Origin of the sequence: Streptomyces sp. NBC_01190 (assembly GCF_045039895.1) — a bacterium.
GTDB lineage: Bacteria > Actinomycetota > Actinomycetes > Streptomycetales > Streptomycetaceae > Actinacidiphila.
The window spans coordinates 7,244,433-7,265,266 of sequence record NZ_CP108580.1 but is presented as its reverse complement, the minus strand read 5'-3'; the positions used below and the strand labels follow the sequence as shown (position 1 = coordinate 7,265,266).

Here is a 20,834-nt window from a genome sequence, read left to right as displayed (position 1 = left end):
GATGGGCGCTCCTGCTCCGGCCGAATCCAGCGGCCCGGAGGCCGGCTCGCGGAGAACACGTTGCGTCGGCGGCCGGTGTGGCGCTTGCCGCTGACGCTGCCCGGACCGCCGGCGGCACCGCGCCGCTCAGGCCGGCTGCCCGTGGTCGAGGGCGCTCAGCCGACGGTCGGTACGGGTCAGGCGTGCCTCCGTGCGGCGGCGGTTCCACCAGATCAGCGCCAGCATCGCCAGGCCGCCGACCAGCCAGCACAGACCCGCGACCCCATGGCCGGTGGCGAACCACAAAACCGTATTGGCCACGAAAACGAGGAACAGCAGCCCGAAAGCGAGAACCGCCCGCCGCCTGTCGTGCATCCGGCCGAGCTGCCACCGCACCAGCCGCCGCATCTGCCGACGCTGCTCCGGGTCCTGCGGCAGCTCACCGCGCCGCGCCAGCCGTGACAGCCGCGGCAGATCGTCCGCCTCCACCCCGGTCGCCCGGCTCACCCGGCGCCGGCCCATCCCCCAGGAAACGGCCATGAACCCGCCGTAGATCAGCGCCGAGACGATCGCCGAGGCCACCCCGCGATGTGACAGCAGACCGAACACCAGCCACAGCGCCGCGGCGAACAGCGCGGCGCCCCACCACGAGTCCAGCACCCGCCGGCCCCTGCGCGTACCCTCTTTCCCGCTCATGCCGTCATCTCCCAGCCGGTCGCGGGCACCCAGTCGCGCCCTGCTTCTACGGCTACCCGGCGACGCCGCAACAACGCTGTGCGCGACGCCAGTTGGCATGTGCGACGGGAGTTCAGCCGGCGGCAGTGATCCGCCACTGCTGATTGGCGCCGTTGGTGTCGCCGTACTGCGCCAGGCCGGAGCCGGAACCCGTGCGGCCCATGCCGTCGATGTACAGGCCGGTCGCGCGGTTCCGGATGCGCACGGTGTTGGCATCGGTCAGGACGGACCACTGCTGGTTGGCGCTGGTGGACCCGGCGTACTGGCCCAGCGCCGATCCGTTCGAGGTACGGCCCTGGCCATCCAGGTACAAGCCGGTGGCGCGGTTCTTGATGCGCACGTAGGTGCCGCTGTTCTCGATGGTCCACTGCTCCTCGAAGCGGTTGCCGTCGCCGCTCCACTGGTCGGCGCCGGATCCGTTCGCCGTCGCGCCGGCGCCGTCGACGTACAGACCGGTGGCGGCGTTGGTGATCCGCACGTAGGTGCCGCCCCCGTTGCCGATGCCCCACGCGTACTGGAGCCGGGTCAGACCAGAGGGGTTGGTCAGCGCCAGGTTGATGCCCGCGCCGGTTCCGCTCCTGGTGGTCAGGCTGTACCAGTCACCGTCGCGCAGACCGGGCCACAGCACGCTTCCCATGCCCAGGTCGTGCAACTCGCCGCTGACGCCTCGGACGTAGTCGGCGAAGAACGATCCACTGGGGACGCTGTAGTCGATGGTGTCGTACTGGACACCGTTCTTGCTGCCGGGGCCCATCGGACCGCCCCATTCGGTGGCGATCGTGCGGGCGGCGTAGCCGCCGATGTAACCCGCGAGGTGGTTGGCCCACTCGGTCTCGTCCTCGTAGCCGGCGAAGAACGAGTAGTCGTGCACCGCGAGCAGCGTGTCGTTGAGGCGGCTGTCGCCGCCGACGGCCGCGACGTTCTGGGCGAGGCCGGCGCCGTCCAGGATCACTCGGCCGCGGGGCACGCCGGGGTACCTGGCCAACCATGTGGAGTAGAGGTTGTCGAGGTCGGTGGTGCTGTAGCCGTAGGGCTCGTTGATGACCTCGAAGTAGGCGTTCGCGTTGCCACCGTACTTGGCGACGACGGTGTCCCACATCTGGTTGAAGGCGGTCGTGCTCGCCGGTTTCCCGTTGGCGTACGCCCAGTAGGCCAGGATCACCTTGCCCTTGCTCAGCGCCTTGTCGATGGCGCCGGTGTACGTGGTCCAGTAACCCGAGACGGTGGGCTCGTTGATCGGCATCCGAACGGTGTTGGCACCGGTGATCGAGTACATCTGACCGACCACCCGGTCCGCTACGGCCGCCGCCGAGGCATTGGTGTCCGCCGAGCCGAGCCCGGACGGGTACAGCACGCCGTTGACGAAGTTGTCCCGCTGGTCGGCCCAGTTGACCCCGTGGAACTGGCTGGTGGCGGCGGGCCGCGCCGAAGCCGCCGGCGTCGCCGTCGCGCCGGAGGCCGGCGCGCCGAGGAGCATCAGGGCCAAGGCTCCGGCGACGGCTACCAGGCGCGGAAGGACGTGGCGCCGGGAAAGGCGTTCTGGCCTCCGGCGCCCTGAAGAGTTCGACGTGGAGGGGGGTCGACCGGTCACCGTACGTTTCGCGCGGGCGAGTTGAGTGGGCGTTGTGACGTTCACGCGGTGTCCTTGCGGTATGTGTGTGTGGGGGGCGACGTCTCCTCGCGCACGCGTTAGCGCTAACACATTGCCATTCCGGATGCCGGTCCGCGACGGCCGGGCCATGATCCATGGCTACGAGGTGTGCGTCGGGGCCCGACTATCCGAGGGTCCAATGCTGGTTGCTGCCGCCGTTGCAGGACCAGAGTTCGACCAGTGCGCCATCGGCGGTGGAGCCTCCGGTCACATCCAGGCACAGACCGGACTGGACGCCGGTGATCGTGCCGTTGGAGTTGACGTTCCATTGCTGGTTGGCCTGACCGTTGCAGGACCAGAGAACCGCCTTGGTGCCGTTGGCAGTGCCCTTGGCGTTGGCGTCCAGGCAGAGGGTGCTCCCGCCGACCGTGACCGTCAGCTCGTTCGACGAGTTGTGCGTCCAGGTCTGGTTGGCCCCGCCCGAGCAGCTGTATATCTGCTGCTGGGTGCCCGCCGTCGTGGTCGAGTTCGGGTCGTCCAGGCACTTGCCCGCACCCACCGCGTGCACAGCGCCCACGGTGCCGGTGGTGGTCCCGCCGCCGTCCAGCCCCATGAAGTGGATCGCGTAGGAGGCCATCGGTGTGCCCTGGATCGGCAGTTGGTGCCCGGCACCGACGATGCTGTACGTCTCGACCTGCGTGCCGCCGGAGCTGTTGTTGTACCGGGCCCGGTTCCAGTTGGCGACCGGGCTGTCGCTCGACGAGGGGGTCTGGCTCACCCCCAGCACGTTCGTCCACTGCTTGGTCTCTTCACCGAGATTGTGGTAGTTCAAGGTGGTGTCGGCGGTGCCGTGCCACAGCTGCACGCGGGGACGCGGTCCGGTATAGCCGGGATCGGCGTTATTGCGCACCAGGTCGCCCCACTGCTGCGGGGTCATGGAGACCTGGCCCCCGGCGCACGGCCCGTTCCAGCCGCGCACGGTGCCCGTGTAGAAGCAGTGGTAGGGCACGCCCATGAAGGCCGCGCCGGCCTTGAACACGTCCGGGTAGTCCGCGAGCATGACGTTGGTCATCATCCCGCCGGACGACTCGCCGGTGACGTAGACGGCGTTGGGGTTCCCGCCGTAGTGCTGCTCGGTGTACGTGATCATCGACATCAGCCCGACCGGGTCACTGCCGCCGTTACGCGTCAGCGCCTGGCTGGACGAGACGTCCCAGCAACTGCCGCCCGGGTTCGTCGAGGGGTAGATGACGATGAACCCGTTCTGGTCCGCCAGCGATCCGAAGTCGGTGCTGGAGTACAGATAGGGCCCGGAGCCCTGGCAGCCGTGCAGTGCCAGCAGGATCGGCGGGTTGGCCTTCACGCCGTTCGGCACGTACACGTACATCTGCAGATTGGTCGGGTTGGTGCCGAAGTTCGTGACCTGGGTCAACGAGGCCGCGGAGGCGTGGGGCGCGCCGGCCAGACTCGCTCCGACCGAAGCGATGACCGCCAGCAGCAGGCCGAGCAGGCGGGACTTCAGGTACCAGGATCGCAGCATGGGATTTCTACCTCCACGGGCCGTCGTTAGCGCTAGGAGTGGGTGGGTGTCCCCTCAGGTGCTCGGTCTGCCAGGGGCCACAGGTCGGCCCTGCCGCAGAGATACGTGTCAACCCGTCTCCAGCGAGGCTTGCCTGCGACGGCGGATCATGGGAGCGCTCCCATAGGACGGTAGTGAGTCGGCGGCGATTCGACAAGACTCCTGTCACGGGACAGACCTCGGGCCCGGAAAACCGCCCGGCGAGGCGGCCCCGCGGGGACTTCCGCGGCTCGGCGGGCCTGCTGCGGCAAGGGTTGACACCGCACACCACGCGGTGCAGAGTGCCGTCGTTGGAGCTGACCCGTCTACCGCGAGCGGGTACGCCTAGCTGGTGTTAGCGCTAACGCTCACCCTCGCGCCGCCCTTGCCCACCCCCCACTGCAAGGAGAAGTCCGCGTGAACACCCGAAACCTGCCACCGCCCAGAGATCACACCGCGCGATATCCCGTCAGCCAGCGTCCGCCGGTGGAGCCCTCGCCGAGGGTGTCACCGTGCGAGCCGGCCTCGCACGTCCCCGGCTGAGAGCACGCTCGCTCGGAAGTCACCTCCTTCCACGCGTTACCGGTGACTGTGGTGATCCGCAGACGGCCGCTCCGCCGACCGAGCCCGGCTCGCCCGTCACCGCTTTCCCGGCGTCGCCCGCGTCAGGACTCCGCCGGGCTGACCACCGGCACGGCGGCAGGTGAAGGGTCTCCGTCGGCGCCACGCCGCGCCGCGGCGCCGGACCCTACGCATGGCTCCGGCTGCGGCGCCGCGGCCGACGGCAGCCGCTGCCACCTCATCTGCCGCCTCGCGCCGCGCGGTTGATCGGTCCGCGCTGACGAACGCCGGTGAACCGTCAGCTCTCCGGCATCCCTTCCTCCTGCGAAGCCACCTGATCACCGCCTCTTCGGACCGAGCGCAGGAGTCCGTGCCCGGCGGACCGTCTTTCGACGGCGCCGCCATCCCCGGGCTGCTCACACCGACCACTCCCACCCTCACCCGCACCAGCCCCTGAGAAGAGAGAGCCATGACATCACCGCAGGACGTATCAAAGAGCGGCGGGCCGAAGTCCCCGAGCCGGCGGGCGGTGCTGGTGGCACTGGGGGTGCTGCCGGTCCTCTCCGTCGCGTTGCCGCATTCCCGTGCGGCAGCCGCCGCAACCGCCGCAGCCGCCGCCGTGGTCGTCGACCCGTCCGCCCGGCGGCAGACGATCCGCGGCTTCGGCGGCATGAATCATCCGGCCTGGGCGGGTGACCTGACCGCTGCCCAGCGGGACACCGCGTTCGGCAGCGGCACGGGCCAGTTGGGGTTCTCGATACTGAGGATCCACGTCGACGAGAACAAAGCGAACTGGGGTGCGGAGGTGGCGACGGCCCAACGGGCGGTGGCGCACGGGGCGATCGTCTTCGCCTCCCCGTGGAATCCCCCGGCCAGCATGGTCGAGACGTTCACCCACGGGAGTCAGACCGACGCCAAGCGCCTGCGGCACGACATGTACGGCGCCTACGCGCAGCATCTGAACGACTTCACCACGTTCATGAAGAGCAACGGGGTGGACCTGTACGCCATCTCGATCCAGAACGAGCCCGACTACGCCTCGACCTGGACATGGTGGACCGCGAGCGAGATCGTCACCTTCCTGCGCAACAACGCCGGCTCGATCAGTACCAGGGTCATCGCGCCGGAGTCCTTCCAGTACGTCAAGAGCATGTCGGATCCGATCCTCAACGACTCGACGGCTCTGGCGAACCTGGACATCCTCGGTGCCCACCTCTACGGCACGGCGTTCTCGAACTTCCCCTACCCCCTGTTCCAGCAGAAGGGAGCGGGCAAGGAACTATGGATGACCGAGGTCTACTACCCCAACAGCACCGACTCCGCCGACCTGTGGCCCGCGGCGCTCGGCGTCGGGGAGCACATGCACCACGCGATGGTGGACGCCGAGTTCCAGGCGTACGTGTGGTGGTACATCCGGCGCAGTTACGGCCCGATGCGTGAAGACGGGCAGATCAGCAAGCGTGGCGCGATCATGGCGCACTTCTCGAGGTTCGTCCGCCCCGGATACGTACGCATCGACGCGGCGTCCAACCCCCAGACCAACGTCTACACCTCCGCCTACACAGGCGGTTCCACGGTGGTCGTGGTGGCCGTGAACAAAGGGACCGGCGCGGTCAGCCAGCAGTTCAGCCTGGCGAACACCACACCGTCCGGCGTGGCCTCCTACGTCACCGACTCCAGCAGGACCCTCGCATCCCTGAGCGGACCCAGCCTGTCGGGCGGCATCCTGACCGCCACACTCCCCGCGCAGAGCGTCACCACCTTCGTGATCACCGTGGGAACATCCGGCGGAACCGACAGCACACCGCCCACCGCGCCCGGCGCCCCCACCGCCGGCGCGGTCACGTCCACCTCGGTCACGCTCAGCTGGGCGGCCTCCACCGACGACACCGGCGTGACCGGCTATGACGTGGTCCGCGTCAGCGGCAGCACGGAAACCACCGCCGCGACCTCCACCACGGCCGGCGCCACCGTCACCGGGCTGAACGCCGGCACCGCCTACACCTTCGCGGTGTACGCACGCGACGCCGCCGGCAACCGCTCCACCCGCAGCGGCACCGTCACCGCCACCACCAGCGGCACCGGCGGCACGGCGGGAGGCTGCGGGATCGGATACCGGGTGACGGGAAGCTGGAGCGGCGGCTTCCAGGGCGAGATCGTCATCCACAACACCGGCAGCGCCGCCCTCGACGGCTGGACCCTGGCCTTCACCTTCACCGCCGGCCAGACCATCACCCAGTTGTGGGGCGGCACCCCCGCGCAGAACGGGAACACCGTGACCGTGACCCCGGCCGACTACACCCGCACCATCCCCGCCGGAGGCTCCGTCACCGTCGGGTTCCTCGCCAACCAGGGCAGCACCAATCCCGCCCCGACCGCCTTCACCCTCAACGGCGCGGGCTGCACGACCGCCTGACCGTCCGCAAACCGCGGCTCCCGAAGAGCGATTGCCCCGGAGCGTGCCGCCGGCCGCCGTGGGCTGCGCCGAGCCCCTGGCCGGCGGCCGATCAGCGGAAGTGACCTGCCATTACGCACTGAATCAAACAGAGGCAAACAACAGGTTCGGACAAAACTCTTGACCGCCCGTCAGCGCGCTCCTACGATCAGCCACCGCTTGGGCAATACAGAGCATCAGACGCACCGGCCGCCCCAGGGCGGCCAGGTCGACGAACACCGCGACAAGCACCGCAGGCAGGAGCCGTCACCCGTGCCGGAAACCCCCATGAGAGCGCTCACATCGCGCGGCTCCGCTGGAACCGGATCCGGCCGGGCCCCGACCCGCGGTCCGGCGCAGGCGCACCACGGGCCGACCGCCGGGCCCTACCTCAGCAAAGGATCGTGGCATATGAACGCATCTCGATGGCGACCGCGCCGAGTGACCTCCGGCAGGCGATGGCTGCGCCTGGGGTTGGCGCTGCTCCTCAGCGGTGCTGCCGGCACCGGCGCCCTGGTGGCCGCCGCCCCCGCGGCGCAGGCGGCCACGGCGATCACCATCAACGGCGGTTCCACCGGGCGGGCCTTCGACGGGGTGGGGGCGATCAGCGGCGGCGGCGGCAACTCCCGGCTGCTGATCGACTATCCGGCCACGCAGCGCTCGCAGATACTGGACTACCTGTTCAAGCCCGGTTACGGCGCCGCGGTGCAACTGCTGAAGCTGGAGATCGGCGGCGACGCCAACTCCACCGACGGCGCCGAGCCGAGCATCGAGCACGCGCGCGGCGACGTGAACTGCAACGCGGGCTACGAGTTCTGGCTCGGTGAGCAGGCGGTGGCACGCAACCCGAACATCAAGATCGTCGCCCTGCCCTGGGCCGCGCCCGGCTGGATAGGCGGCGGCAACTTCTGGTCGACGGACATGATCAACTACGACCTCCAGTGGCTGGACTGCGCCAAGCAGCACAACCTGCCGGTCAGCTACATCGGCGGCTGGAACGAGCGCGGGCACAACAAGACCTGGTACGAGAACCTGCGCACCGCCCTGGACTCCCACGGCTACAGCGGGGTGCAGATCGTCGCCGACGACAGCTTCGGCTGGGGTGCGGCGGACGACGCGCAGAGCGACCCGGCGTTCAAAGCGGCGGTCGGCGTGGTCGGCGCGCACTATCCGTGCGGCTACCTGGGTGCCGCGACTTCGTGCTCGTCGAGTTCCAACGCGGTGGCGTCCGGCAAGCCGCTGTGGGCCAGTGAGTTCGGGTCGCAGGACTACATGACCGGCTCCGCTCCGTACATCCGCAGCATCACCCGCGGATACCTCGACGGGCAGATGACCGGCTTCATCAACTGGCCGCTGATCGCCGCGCTGACTCCGAACCTGCCCTTCGCCACCGACGCGCTGGCGGTGGCCTCCTCGCCGTGGTCGGGCGCGTACACGCTCGGCAAGAGCCTGTGGGCCAACGCCCAGGTCGCCCAGTTCACCCAGCCCGGCTGGCGCTTCCTGACCGGCTCGGCCTCCGGGTACCTCGGCGGCAACCGTGGCAACGGCAGCTACATCTCGCTGAAGTCCACCAACGGCACCGACTACTCGACGATCTACGAGACGACCACCGCCTCCGCGGCGCAGACGGTGAACGTCAACGTGACGGGCGGCCTGAACACCGGCACCGTCCACGTGTGGTCCACCGACCTGGGCTCGTCCAGCTCGGCCAACTGGTTCGTCAAGCAGTCCGACATCACACCGACCGGCGGCAGCTACACGCTGACGCTCCAGCCCAACCGGATCTACTCGGTGACCACCACCACCGGCCAGGGCAAGGGAACAGCGGCCGGCCCGGCCGCCGCGCCGCTCGCGCTGCCCTACAGCGACACCTTCGAGTCCAACGCCTCCCGTACCGAGGCGAAGTACTTCTCCGACATGCAGGGCTCCTTCGAGGTACGCCCCTGCACCGGGGGCCGGACCGGGCAGTGCCTCCAGCAGGTCACGCCCACCCGGCCCATCGAGTGGCAGGACGACAGCGACGCCTTCGGCCTGCTCGGTGACACGTCCTGGAGCAACTACACGGTCAGTACCGACGTGAACTTCCAGCAGGCCGGCACCGTCACCCTGCTCGGCCGGGCCAACACCCAGCAGCGCCCGCAGTCGCACCAGGCGGCGTACCAGCTGCGGCTGAGCAACACCGGGTCCTGGTCGATCGCCAAGAACACCACATCGGGCACGCTGACCACCCTCGCGTCGGGCAGCCGCGGCTCGCTGGGCCTCAACACCTGGCACACCGCCACGCTCAGCTTCACCGGCAGCCAGATCAGCGCCACCCTCGACGGCACCGCCCTCGGCTCCGTCTCGGACAGCTCCTACTCCGCCGGCCAGGTCGGACTGGGAGTCGTCGGCTACCAGACCGACCTGTTCGACAACCTCTCGGTCACCCCGACCAGCGGCAACGGCGGCGGTGGCAGCACGGGTCCGATCAGGGGGCAGGCTTCGAGCCGATGCGTCGACGTCCCCAACGCCACGCAGACCAACGGCACGGTCACCGAGCTGTGGGACTGCAACAGCGGCGCCAACCAGAACTGGACCCTCACCTCCACCAAGCAGCTGACCGTCTACGGGAACAAGTGCCTGGACGTCAACGGGCGCGGCACGGCCGACGGGACGGCGGTCGACATCTACGACTGCAACGGCGGCACCAACCAGCAGTGGACGCTGAACTCCGACGGCACGATCGTCGGCACCGGCTCGGGCAAGTGCCTGGACGCCACGGGCGGTGCCACCGCCAACGGCACCCTGTTGCAGATCTGGACCTGCAACGGCGGCGCCAACCAGCAGTGGACCCGCGGCTGACCTGCGGGTGACGCTTTTCGGGCCCGGTCCCGTCCTGTGACTGGTGGTACCAGGCACAAGGCGGGACCGGGCCGCATGCTGGTGTTCATGAGATCACGGGGTTCCCCGGGGCAGGACGGCCCGGCGGAGGAGGCCCCGGCAGGCGTCCGGCCCGCGCCGCGAGGAACCGGCCGCGCGCCGTCAGCACAACCTACGGAGAGTGGAGCACAGTGGCCGAGCGCGGCGCATGGGCGATTCCCGACCTGACGGGAAGGACGGCTGTCGTCACCGGCGCGACCAGCGGCGTCGGTTTCGAGGTGGCGAAGCAGCTGGCCGGGGCCGGAGCGCGGGTGATCCTCGCCGTTCGCGACGCGGAAAAGGGGCGCCTGGCCCTGGAAGGGATCCACGCCGCGGCCGCCGGGGCCGTCGTCCGGCAGGAGCCCCTCGATGTCGCGTCCCTGGCGTCGGTACGGGAATTCACGAAGCGCTTCCGGGAATCCGGCACCGTGCCGGACATCCTGGTCAACAACGCGGGGATCATGGACGTCCCGCGCCGCGAAGTGTCCCCCGACGGATTCGAGCTGCAGCTCGCAACCAACTTCCTGGGGCACTTCGCACTGACCGCCGGCCTGCTCGACCCGCTGCGCGCCTCGCCCAACCAGCCGCGGGTGGTCCACGTCGGAAGCCTCGCGATCAACTTTCCCACCACCAGGATCGACCTGGCGGACTTCCAGCTGGCGCGCGGATACTCGGGGATGCGCGCCTACGGCCAGTCCAAGCTCGCCGCCCTGCTCTTCGCCCTCGAACTCGGCCGCAGGAGCGACCTCGGGGGGTGGGGCATCACCAGCACCGCGGCCCACCCCGGCTCCTGCGCCACGAACCTCCAGGTGACGGGCAAGCTCCTCGGCACCGGCAAGGTGGAGCGGCCGGTCAACGCGACGACCCTGGTCATGCGGATCCCCGGCCTGCACCACAGCGCTGCCCAGGGCGCGCTTTCCGTCGTCCGGGCCGCCACCGACCCGGACGCGCGGTCGGGCGCCTACTTCGGCCCCGCGCGGAACTTCGAGGTCGTCGGCCCCCCGCGCCCAGCCCGCGTCCCCAAAGCCGCGACCGACCCGCGGCTCGCCCACGACCTATGGGAACGAGCCGTACTCCTGACGGGCGCCGAATGGCCGGACCGCACCGCCCCCGGCCGGCCCCCGGCGAACCGAGCGACCCCGTAGACAAGGGCGACCACGGCGGCCGGGGCGACCGGGGCGACCGGGGCGAAAGAAGTCGCTGACCGCGCCGGGCACGGCGTACCGGCCCACGCCCTGGTCGGAGCGGATACCCGCCCGCTCCCCCGGGGCGCGGCCGGCGGGGTCGGCGGGCCCCGTCCTGTGACTGGTGGTACCAGGCACAAGGTGGGACCGGGCCGCATGCTGGTGTCCATGAGATCAAGGGATTCCCCGGGGCAGGACGGCCCGGCGGAGGAGGCCGGCGGCGACGGAGGCGGCTCGGGAAGCCCAGGCGGCGGCACCGGGGGCCGGGCGCTGGGTGACTTCCTGCGCGCCCGGCGGGCGGCGGCGGACCCGGCCCGGCTGGGCTTCCCCGGCGATGGGAAATCCCGGCGGGTGCCCGGCCTGCGCCGCGAGGAACTGGCCGAGCTGGCGCACGTCAGCACCGACTACATCGTCCGTATCGAGCAGGGCAGGAAACGGCGGGTCTCGGGCGCCGTCCTCACCGCGCTGGCGGACGCCCTGAAGCTGACCGACGACGAGCGGCTCTATCTGTTCGCGGTGGCCGGGGTCGCCCCCGCCCCGCCCGGCGCCGCCACGGCCGCCGAGGACCGGGTACCGAAGAGCGTCCTGCTGCTGCTGGACAACCTGACCGGCCTGCCCGCTCTGGTGCTGAACCGCCGGATGGACATCCTGGCCTGGAACAGGCTCGCCACCGGGCTGCTCGGCGACTTCGGAACCCTCTCGGAGGGTCCCCGCAACCTCGTCCGCCTCATCTACCTGGACCCCTCCTACCGGACCCTCTTCGGTGACGGCTGGGAGCCGATGGCCAAAGAAGCCGTCGCCGTCCTGCGGATGGAAGCCGGCCGGCGGCCCCAGGACGCGGCGCTCCAGGCGCTCGTCGGCGAGCTGTGCGTCCGGGACGAGCGCTTCGGTGCCTGGTGGGCGGCACAGACGGTCAGCGGACCTCGGCAGCGCCGCAAGGTCTACCACCACCCGATGGCGGGCCCGCTCACCCTGGAGGTCGAAGTGCTCGCCATCGAGAGCTGCCCGGGACTGTCGCTGGTCACCTACACACCGTCGCCCGGCTCCCACTCGGAGCAGGGGCTGCGCTTCCTCGCCGAGCTCGCCGAGCGGATCTCCGAGGACGACGTCGCGGCCGCCGGCGCCGGCCACGGCGCGCGCGGCGCCCGATCGCGAAACACGTTGAAGCACCACCGTTGAGGAACTTTTTCGAGGACGCCTCCCCTTCTCTGGTGGGGCGCTCGCGGCAAGTCAGGGACATCTGTGACTTCCTCGCTGCCACCCGGCGCGGTGGTGCGCTCCCGCTGTCCGGACAGGCGGGAGTGGGAAAAACGGCTCTGCTCGACGCCGCGGCGGAAGCGGTGTCCGCGGCGGGGACGCGAGTCGTGCGTGCCGCCGGAGTCGAATTCGAAGCCGACGTGAGCTACTCCGGGCTCAACCAGCTCCTCTTCCCCCTCACCGAATTCCTCGGCGAGCTTGACCACGCGCAGCGCGGAGCCCTGCGCACGGCACTGGGATTCGACAGCGGACCGGCGCCGGCACCGACTGCCGACCGCGCGCCACGGTCACCCCAACTGCTTCTCGAATTCGGCACGCATCTTGTCGCCCCCCGACGAGCGCCACTCAGCGACCGCCGAGTCCCACGAGGAAATCGATTTCCGGCCGGTGAGGACGCGCCTTGGCCGCCTCGGGATTTGCGGGCACAAAGACGGTGTCGGGCGGCGAAGTCCGCCTGGGCCCGGATCGCAGTCGGTCACGGCAACGGCGACCTGCGTTTCCGTCTCCGCGATGAGCCACGGATCCAGCCGTGGGAAGCCGTCCCCGGCCGTCGGTGCCCGCCCGGCGGGAGGCACTCGTCACGCCCGAACCTGGCAATGGCGCTGATGGTAGGCTTTTCATGTCCTAAGGCCTTCCGGAGGCGCCCGGGTGCCATCGCGAAGACCTCATTCTCCGCAGGCTTCGAGTGGGCATTGAACAAGAACAAAGCCCTGCGCGAGAGGTGGAGAAGGTGTCGGATGCGAACAGCCCATCGGTGACCGGCAAAATACTTGCCCTGCTGGAAGTGTTCTCGGACGAGACTCCCGCACTCACGCTTACGGAATTGTCACAGCGGACCGGACTGTCGCTTCCCACCGTACATCGCCGGGTCGCCGAACTCACCGCCTGGGGGGCGCTCGAGCGCGGCCCCGACCGGCGGTACAGAGTGGGTCTGCGACTCTGGGAGTTGGCCGCCCTTGCTCCGCGCGGCCACGGTATCCGGGATATCGCCCAGCCGTTCATCCAGAATCTCTACGACCCGACAAAGCAGCAGCACATCCACCTTTCCGTGCGCAATCACCTCGACGTGGTCATTCTGGAACGTCTCAGCGCGCCGCAGGCTCCGCAGATCATCAGCCGCGCCGGCGGACGATTCGGCACTTTTGCCACGGGAGCCGGACTGGTGCTGCTCGCCCATGCCTCCGAGGACGTGCGCGAGGAATACCTGGCAGGTCCGCTGCCCCGCTACACGGACAGCACCGTCACGGATGCCCACCGGTACCGATCCATCCTGGCCGCGGTGCGCAGGCAGGGCTACTCCTCCAGCGATCGGATGATGGGCCCCGACATCCACTGCGTGGGCGCACCGATTTACGGGCCGGACCACTCCGTGGTGGCAGCCCTTTCCATCTGCTTCCGCAGCGGGACTCGATCCGTCCACGAGGTCGCACCCACTGTCCGTGCGACCGCCCGCGGCATCTCACAAGCCCTGGTCGGCCAGTTCCCGTCGTAAAGCGGCCGACGAAGTGGACCCCTACTCGTTGACCGGCTGCCAGCGGCCCGGCGCTATTCCGGGTGGCAGCCGGTCAGGCATGGCGCCCAGGGCGAAAGCACCCACCACGACCTCCTTGAACTCGGTCAGTCCGAAGACGCGACGGACGAGGTCGGGGTCTCCGGTGTTCTTCAGCGCACAGGGGGCCAGCCCCATGGCGGTCGCGACAAGGTACATGGTCTGGTACAGGATGCCCACGTGCGTGAGCGTCAGCGCGTGGGCGATCGAGGCGTAGTTCCAGCCCACGCGTTGATGGCGGGCGACGACCGTGAAGTGAATGTCCGGCCGGGCGCCGGACGATCTGCTGATGTCGGCGGTCAGGGCCAGGAAGTCGGCCCTTTTCTCGCCGACCGGTTCCAGCCGGTGGCCCATCGGGTCGTAGTGGTAGAGACCGGCGGGGATGTCGGCGCAGCGGCCGACGGTCACGAACAGCTCCAGTTCGTGGCAATGATCCGTACTCGGATAGGGACGGGATGTGCGTTCGTAGGGCGGACGGGACTCCCAGTCGTAATAGAGGCCCGGACCGGTGCCGTACCAGCTGCGGACGCGGGCCACCCGATAGAGGAATTCGCCCAGCTCCGCCGCACCCAGCGGTTCCTCGGCGGATGCCAGCACCGATCTGCGGGACTCGATCGCCTCGGTCAGCGACGGGTCTCTGCGGTGGACCTCGGCCCATTCGGGACGCGGCAGTTCGACGGCCGGCCCGGGAAGCGGCGCCATGACCGGGGGCTCGGCCGGGTGCACGTTGTAGAAGCGGTGCGGGGGCGCGGACAGCGGCCGGGTACGGGCCTGGAACAGCATCTCGTGGAAGTCCCACTGATCCAGCACCGGATCTCCCTCTTCGGGGAAGACCGGCTCGCTACCATCCGGATCACCGGGCTTCGGCGGGTGCGCGGCCTCCGCGAGCCCGAGCCCGCACAGCAGGCCGACCAACTGGCTGACGACGCCGAGGCCGAGGCCGAGCCGATCGGCCAGGTCGGCGGGTGTGACCGGTTGCGCCATCGCGAAGGCCAGCGCGCCGGCGGTCCGGTGGGTGAGCAGGACCTGGGCCGCCGCCCGCGGGGATTCGAGGACGAAGGCATCGTCCACCGAGTGGCCGTAGCTGAACCGGGACAGTCGGACGGGCCGGTGCGGTTCGGCCGGTGGCACGTCGCACCAGGGGAGCTGACGGACTGGCAGCACGCGCATCAGCTCGTCACCGTCATCGAGGACGCGGTGTTCGAGGAGGTGCCCCACCGTGTCCAGGACCCGGGCCCACTTCTCTTTGCCGGCCCCGGCCTCCAGCGCGCGGCCGAGTTCGGATACGCGCACCGGGCCGTCGGCGAGTCTGCGCAGGCGGTCCTGCACCTGGGGGGGCACGCCGCGCATGATCAGGGAACGTGGCGGTTTCCACAGGATGGTGCGGACCTCGTCGAGGTAGAGGTCGACCTCCGACCGCAGCGTGCTGTGGATGTTCTCGGCGATGAACACGGGAGTTCCGTCCTTCTCACGAGCGGTCGGCCCGGCACGGATCGTTGGCGGGGGGACCGGAGCAGTGGTTCTGCCCGGCGGCGCGGTCGGTGCCCGGGAGTGGTTCGCCGCGCGTGGCGGGCGGGCGCGAGTCCGGGGTGACGCTCAGGGTGCCACCCTGGCCGCCCCCGAGGTCAGCAGCTCGCCCACCAGGCGGATCGCGGCCCCGTCGTCGGTGGCTGGTGCCATGTCCGCCGCGCACCAGGGCTGATCGGTGGCCTGCTCCCGGCGATCGGCCAGCCAGCGCCCCGCCTTCTCACCGACGGTGATCGCCACGGTGCCGACGCTCAGCGTGAACCGGCCGTCGGGCCGTGCGTCCAGACCGGTGATGTGCTCGGGGACCAGCCGCACCCGGGTATCGGCGGTGACGGTTGCCGACAGGAGGGAGGCGGCGTGCATGGGAGCATCCGGGAGATCCCCGCGCATCCCCAGAGCGGCGTCGGCGGCCACCGCGTCGGTGTCGACGTGAGGCAGCGCCGCCGCGAGTGCGGCGGCGACATCGGCGACGGCCAGGCGCAGTTCCTGCGGCCGGCCGCCGATGCCCATGGGAAGGCGGTGGCGCAGAGTGTCGAACTCCGGGCGCCGTTCGTCCATCGCCTGGATGACACGCATCGCCAGCCAGTAGCGGGTGAACGGCAGGAATCCGAAGCTGACGTGGAGGGAGGGGCGGTCGGTCGTGTGCCCTCCATGGATCCAGCCACGGGGTATCCACAGGACCTGTCCCGGCCGCAGGTCGACGGCCAGGTCGGGTTGACGTGTCCGGCACCGCTCCTGGTCGGCGTCACTGAGCGCTTCCCACTCGTGAGCCAGGGGAAGTGGGCGGACCGGCGTGTGCAGGTGCCATGTCTTGCTGCCGGACGTCTGCACCAGGAGGACCGACTCGATGTCCCAGTGGTACCCGAAGCCGCGGCCTCCGGCCGGCGTGAGGAAGGCGGAGGCGTCCACCGGGGAGCAGCCGCTCTCGAACGACAGCCGCCGGCAGAGTTCGGCGGTGGGTTCCCAGACGTGCTGGAGACCGTCCAGCACCAGGGTCGAGCCCTTCGCCAGGAGTCTGCCGACCCGGGAAGGGCTCACGCTTCCCGCGGAACGGGCGTTGGAGCGGCCGGCGCCTCCCGCACGGCTCAGATAGGACGAGACGGGCGCCGTGACGCCGTCGCTGACGACCCTGAGCTTGTCGGAGGACAGGTTCTGGCCCACGACGCGGTCCACGTCGGCAAGGGTGAGCAGCCGGGTCAGCGGCTCCGCCGGCATCTCCCAGACAACAGGTGCGTCGGGCGGTGCGGAGACGAACGCGGTCGGGTCGGGGACGAGCGAGGAAAGAGCGCGCAACTGCATGGCTAACCCTGTTCGGCAGAGGTCGGGGTGCTTCCGGCCGGGCCGGCTCTCGTGGAGGACCGGCCCGGCCGCGGGGGCCCGAGTACCCAGCACCCGGGCGTCGGCGGGCTACAGGTAGGGCGGGTAGGTGGTCTGGCCGCCGTCGCCACCATCGACGATCTCCAGGTCCTCCTCGGTGAGTTCCTGGTCGGTGTCCTCCACGAGGTGCTGCTCGCCCGCGGTGCGGGCGGCCTCGGACTGCTGAGCCTTCTTCTTGTCGGCCATGGTGTTCCTTTCTGGGGGTTTCCGGCGCCGTTCGGCGCCGGGTTACTTCACCGACACGCCGGTCTCGCTGTACGCGAGGACCTTCGCCTTCATGCCGGACGCTTTGGTGGGGATGTAGGTCATGAACATTTCGAGCCGGTCGATGGTGAAGGACCTGGCCGTCGCACCCGCGGGCCTGCCCAGCAGCGCCGCGTCGTTGCTCCCGGCACGCAGCGACGCGGTCGCCTGGGCCGTCTTGGCCACCAGGCGGTCGGTGACGGTGATCGCGGTGAAGGCCACCACCCCGCCGTCGGCCGTGCGCAGCGCGAAGGCCTGCGGGGCGACGGAGGCCAGCGCGCGGGTCAGGGTGACGCCTCGGGAGCCGAGCACCTTGCGGCCCAGGGTGAAACCGTTTCCCAGCATGTCGTCCAGCGGCGGGCTGTACGCGAACGCGTCCTTGTCCCGCAGACCCCGCACGTAGTGGCTGGTGATCGCCTGGCCCAGGTCGGTGGGAGCGATGAGCAGGCCCGCGCCCGAGCTGACGGACGCGGCCGCGCCCGCCGAGTTCAGCGCGAAGGGGCCGACCGTCTCCTGCTCGCTGGGCGTCAGCGCGAACGCGGCCAGGAAGTGGTCCGCCGGCGTCTCCTGGTAGTAGACGTCATATGTGGGCTGCGGAGCCGGGACGCCGCCGATCACCCGCTGGGAGATCGAAAGGAACCAGCGCGGGTAACCCGGTTGGGCGGGGACGACGAAGTGCGGGTCGGTGCTGGTGATCTGCGGGATCTTCTGCCGCAGCGTCTTGCTGATGGTCATCAGGGCCACGCTGGAGGTGCGCAGCGGGGGCCTTTCGATCGTCGCCAGACCGGTCGCGTCGAAAGCGGCGTTCACCGCGTTGTTCTGCTGGTCGTACGCCCGTACGACCGCCGCCGCCTGTGCGGTGGTCACCGCGGGCGCCCCCGGGCGCGGTGGGGCCGCGGCGGTCCGCGTGGCGGTACCGCATCCGGTGACGACCGCCGCGCCCGCCAGCAGCCAGCACACGGCGACGGGTACGCGAGGAGGTCTGTGTCTGCTCATGGTGTTTCCCATCACTGCATCTGTCGGCGGACGAGCTGGTGGAACAGGCCGTTCGTGTCTTCGAGCAGGCTCGCGGGCGACCCGAACTGGGCCACCCGGCCCTGGGAGAGAACGATGATCTTGTCGGCGTCCATCACGGTGGACAGCCGGTGCGCGATCACGATCCGGGTCGCCCGTAGCTGCCGGGTGGCCTCGGTGACGGTCTGCTGGGTGGCGTTGTCCAGCGCGCTGGTGGCCTCGTCGAAGAAGAGGATCCGGGGGCGCCGGATGAGGGCGTGCGCGATGGCCAAGCGCTGCCGCTGTCCGCCGGAGAGCGTCGAGGCGTCGCTGATGTACGTGTGCATGTTCATCGGCATGGCCTCGATATCCGCGCGCAGCCCGGCGAGTTCGGCCGCCGCCCACGCTTCGTCCAGCGAGTAGTTCAGGGCTCCGGTGATCGCCTGGAAGATGGAGCCGCTGAACGGCTGGACTTGCTGGAGCACCACCCCGCACTGCCGCCGGACGGCGGCGCTGTCCAGGGAGGAGAGGTCCTGTCCGTCGTACAGCACGGTGCCGGCGTCGGGCGTCTCGAAGCCGAGCAGCATCCGCAGCAGGGTCGACTTCCCGCCGCCGCTGGCGCCGACCACGGCGACGAACTCGCCGGGCCGCACCCGGAAGGAGACATCGTCGAGCACCGGAGGCGCGTCCTTGGCGTAGCCGAACGTCAGGTGGTTGACCTCGACGTCCCCGGAGAGTTCGCCCGGGGCGATGCTCAGCGCCGAGGACTCCAGCGGCTCCTGGAGGATCGGCCGGAGCCGGGTGAACATCGGGACCACGGCGACGGCGGACGCGACTCCACCGGTCACCTGGGTGAGCGATGCGAGCATGATCGTCAACGACGCGTTGAACGCCAGGAAGCTCGGTACCGACAGGTGGGCGGCGGAGCTCGACGTGACGAGGAAGAACACCAGCAGGCAACTGGGGGTGAAGGCGGCGTTGAAGACGGTGACCGCGTTCTGGTAGCGGCCGATCCGCTTCTGCAGCTCCTTCTGCTGGGAGAAGGTGTCCGCCCAGTCGGCGTAGGCCCGGTTCTCCGCGGCGGCCACCTGGAGCTTGGGCAGGCCGCGGAGCTTCTGGAAGACCTTGTTGGTCAACTGGTAGCCCAGCTGGAGCGACTTGGTCTGCCACCGCATCTGCCGGGTGCCCAGCACGGCGAAGGCGCCGAGGCCGACGACGACGAAGGCGGCGCCGAGCAGGCCGAGCGGCACGCTGATCCAGAACAGCACCACGAAGTTGACCAGCGCGACCGCGCCGGCGTAGAGGACGGTGGAGCTCACCCCCATCAGTACGGTGCGGATGTCGGCCACGCCCAGGGCCGCGCCGGCCAGCTCACCGGTGGAGTAGCGCTTGAAGAAGGTCACCGGCAGCCGCAGCAGCCGGTCCCACACCGCGGCCTGCACCGTGGCCTCGAACCGGCCTTCCAGCCGGAGCAGTGCCAGGTTCTCCATCACTCCGAACGCCGCCGAGGCCACCGTGGCCATCAGCAGGGCGACACATATCTCCACGATGAGGCCGCGCTCGGCCTGCGGCACCAGCCGGCCCAGTACGGTGCCGGTGCTGAGCGGCACCAGCACGCTGAGAACCACCGCGATGAGGGTGCTCGTCGCGACGGAGCGGATGTCGCCGCCCGCGCCGCGCAGCCCCTCGCGCACCAAGCGCCAGTTGCTGACCGCGGTTTCGGGCAGTGGCCGGTAGAGCATGACACCGTGCGGCTGGTACGCCGCGGCGGCACCCTCGTCGAGGTTGGTCGCGGTGCCGGTGGCGGAGTCCCAGGCCTGGTACCTGCCGCGGTGCCAGAGCAGCGCCACCGGTTCGCCGTTGTCCCGCCGGTGGCCGACCAGCGGGCCGACGTCGGTCCGCCACCAGGTGTCCTTGAGGGCGATCACCCGCGTCCGCAGCCGGGCCCGCACCGCCCACTGCTCGATCGGCCCGACCTGCGACTTCGGGGACGGGCCGTCCGCGGGCAAGTGCTCGATGCCCATCGTCTGGGCGACCATCCGGCAGGCGGCCGAGGTCGCGTCCTCGTCGGTCGCCCTGGACCGCAGGATCCGCTGATCGGTGAGTCGCAGGGCACCGCCCAGGGCCCGCTCGGCCCGGTCGTCGGCGGCCCGGTTGGCGGCCAGTCCGGCCTTGATCCGGGACGCGGAGCGCGCTTCCTTGCTCTCGATGGCCCGGTCGATCGTGTAGAGGACGCGGTTCTCGAACTGGAGCACGCTCCGCCACAGTTCACCGTCGCGGTGCAGATTGCGGGTGGAGCGGACGCGCACCCGGGCCGCCGAGGTGCTGCTGAGCCAGTCCTGCGGGCCCAGGGTCAGGCTGTCGGCCCGCGCGATCGAGGCGCTGTCGGTGGACCCGCCCGCGCGCACCTCACCGGCGAGGACGTCCACCCAGACGACGCCCTCCAGCGGCCGCCCGCTGCCGCCTTCTTCGAGGTCGACCTCGGTGTCCGGGACGAGGGCCTCGAAGTCCTGCGGCGGCAGACCATCCCGGGTGAAGTCCATCAGGACCGACAGGCCGCGGTCGACGCCCTCGGCCAGAGCGGCGACAAGGGTACGGGTGGTCGTGGCGCCGTCCTCGCAACTTTCGATGGCCCGGACCGTCTCGCGGACGGACAGCCGGCGCAGCCCCGCACCGCGCAGCGGCCGCATCACCAAGTCGTGGCGCGGCCCGGAGGTCGGGGCCAGGCAGATGGTGCCGGGCTCGAGTCGGCCGATGTGGTGCCACGGGCCGCCACCGGCGATGTCGACCGCGTAGAGGTCGAACTCCCCCGCTGTGATGAGCCACAGGGCGCCCGGGTGCCGCAGCGATATCTGGCGGACGGCGCAGTCCACGTGCTCGCCCAGCCGGGCGAGGGGGTCCCAGCTCCGGGACTGCGGCTCGGTGGTGCGCAGCTGCGTCACGGTCAT

General features: G+C 70.2%; 14 protein-coding genes. 6 read left to right on the top strand and 8 right to left on the bottom strand.

What is annotated here, in order from left to right; genetic code table 11:
- Positions 1-126: 126 nt before the first annotated feature.
- The 3 genes from OG519_RS30590 to OG519_RS30580 all read right to left on the bottom strand — a co-directional run bounded on the left by OG519_RS30590 (position 127) and on the right by OG519_RS30580 (position 3,845).
- Entirely contained in the window at positions 127-675 is a 549-nt protein-coding gene (locus OG519_RS30590; protein WP_405590691.1) for a hypothetical protein, read from the bottom strand.
- A gap of 112 nt (positions 676-787) precedes the next feature.
- A complete protein-coding gene (locus OG519_RS30585) occupies positions 788-2,191 on the bottom strand; it encodes an RICIN domain-containing protein (RefSeq protein ID WP_405593123.1) in 1,404 nt (467 codons plus the stop codon).
- Between the two features lie 298 nt (positions 2,192-2,489).
- Entirely contained in the window at positions 2,490-3,845 is a 1,356-nt protein-coding gene (locus OG519_RS30580) for a PHB depolymerase family esterase (protein WP_405590688.1), read from the bottom strand.
- Positions 3,846-4,893: 1,048 nt separating this feature from the next.
- Between OG519_RS30580 and OG519_RS30575 the strand changes: the two genes are divergently transcribed.
- The 6 genes from OG519_RS30575 to OG519_RS30550 all read left to right on the top strand — a co-directional run bounded on the left by OG519_RS30575 (position 4,894) and on the right by OG519_RS30550 (position 13,689).
- Positions 4,894-6,840, top strand: a complete 1,947-nt coding sequence (locus OG519_RS30575; RefSeq protein ID WP_405590685.1) for a cellulose binding domain-containing protein — start codon at positions 4,894-4,896, stop codon at positions 6,838-6,840.
- Positions 6,841-7,269: 429 nt separating this feature from the next.
- Positions 7,270-9,699, top strand: a complete 2,430-nt coding sequence (locus OG519_RS30570) for a ricin-type beta-trefoil lectin domain protein (RefSeq protein WP_405590682.1) — start codon at positions 7,270-7,272, stop codon at positions 9,697-9,699.
- Between the two features lie 209 nt (positions 9,700-9,908).
- Positions 9,909-10,901, top strand: coding sequence for an SDR family oxidoreductase (locus tag OG519_RS30565; protein ID WP_405590680.1), 993 nt, complete (start codon positions 9,909-9,911; stop codon positions 10,899-10,901).
- A 207-nt stretch (positions 10,902-11,108) separates the two neighbouring features.
- Positions 11,109-12,119, top strand: coding sequence for a helix-turn-helix domain-containing protein (locus tag OG519_RS30560; protein ID WP_405590677.1), 1,011 nt, complete (start codon positions 11,109-11,111; stop codon positions 12,117-12,119).
- A 32-nt stretch (positions 12,120-12,151) separates the two neighbouring features.
- Complete coding sequence (locus OG519_RS30555; RefSeq protein ID WP_405593121.1) at positions 12,152-12,955, top strand: ATP-binding protein; 804 nt, start codon at positions 12,152-12,154, stop codon at positions 12,953-12,955.
- Complete coding sequence (locus tag OG519_RS30550) at positions 12,928-13,689, top strand: IclR family transcriptional regulator (RefSeq protein ID WP_405590675.1); 762 nt, start codon at positions 12,928-12,930, stop codon at positions 13,687-13,689. The genes OG519_RS30555 and OG519_RS30550 overlap by 28 nt, the downstream gene beginning before the upstream one ends.
- A 21-nt stretch (positions 13,690-13,710) precedes the next feature.
- Here OG519_RS30550 and OG519_RS30545 read toward each other — a convergent pair whose 3' ends face one another.
- From OG519_RS30545 to OG519_RS30525, 5 genes are all read right to left on the bottom strand, one after another.
- Positions 13,711-15,198 (bottom strand): SagB family peptide dehydrogenase, encoded by a 1,488-nt coding sequence (locus OG519_RS30545; RefSeq protein WP_405590672.1) that lies wholly within the window; start codon positions 15,196-15,198, stop codon positions 13,711-13,713.
- A 144-nt stretch (positions 15,199-15,342) separates the two neighbouring features.
- Positions 15,343-16,572 carry a JmjC domain-containing protein gene (locus OG519_RS30540; RefSeq protein ID WP_405590669.1) on the bottom strand — a complete coding sequence of 410 codons (1,230 nt, stop codon included), beginning with the start codon at positions 16,570-16,572 and terminating at the stop codon, positions 15,343-15,345.
- Positions 16,573-16,680: 108 nt separating this feature from the next.
- Positions 16,681-16,836, bottom strand: coding sequence for a hypothetical protein (locus OG519_RS30535; protein WP_405590666.1), 156 nt, complete (start codon positions 16,834-16,836; stop codon positions 16,681-16,683).
- 42 nt (positions 16,837-16,878) lie between these two features.
- Positions 16,879-17,889 carry a hypothetical protein gene (locus tag OG519_RS30530; RefSeq protein ID WP_405590663.1) on the bottom strand — a complete coding sequence of 337 codons (1,011 nt, stop codon included), beginning with the start codon at positions 17,887-17,889 and terminating at the stop codon, positions 16,879-16,881.
- Positions 17,890-17,900: 11 nt separating this feature from the next.
- The gene (locus tag OG519_RS30525; protein WP_405590660.1) at positions 17,901-20,834 is read right to left on the bottom strand and encodes an NHLP bacteriocin export ABC transporter permease/ATPase subunit; all 2,934 of its coding nucleotides are present in this window, start codon (positions 20,832-20,834) and stop codon (positions 17,901-17,903) included.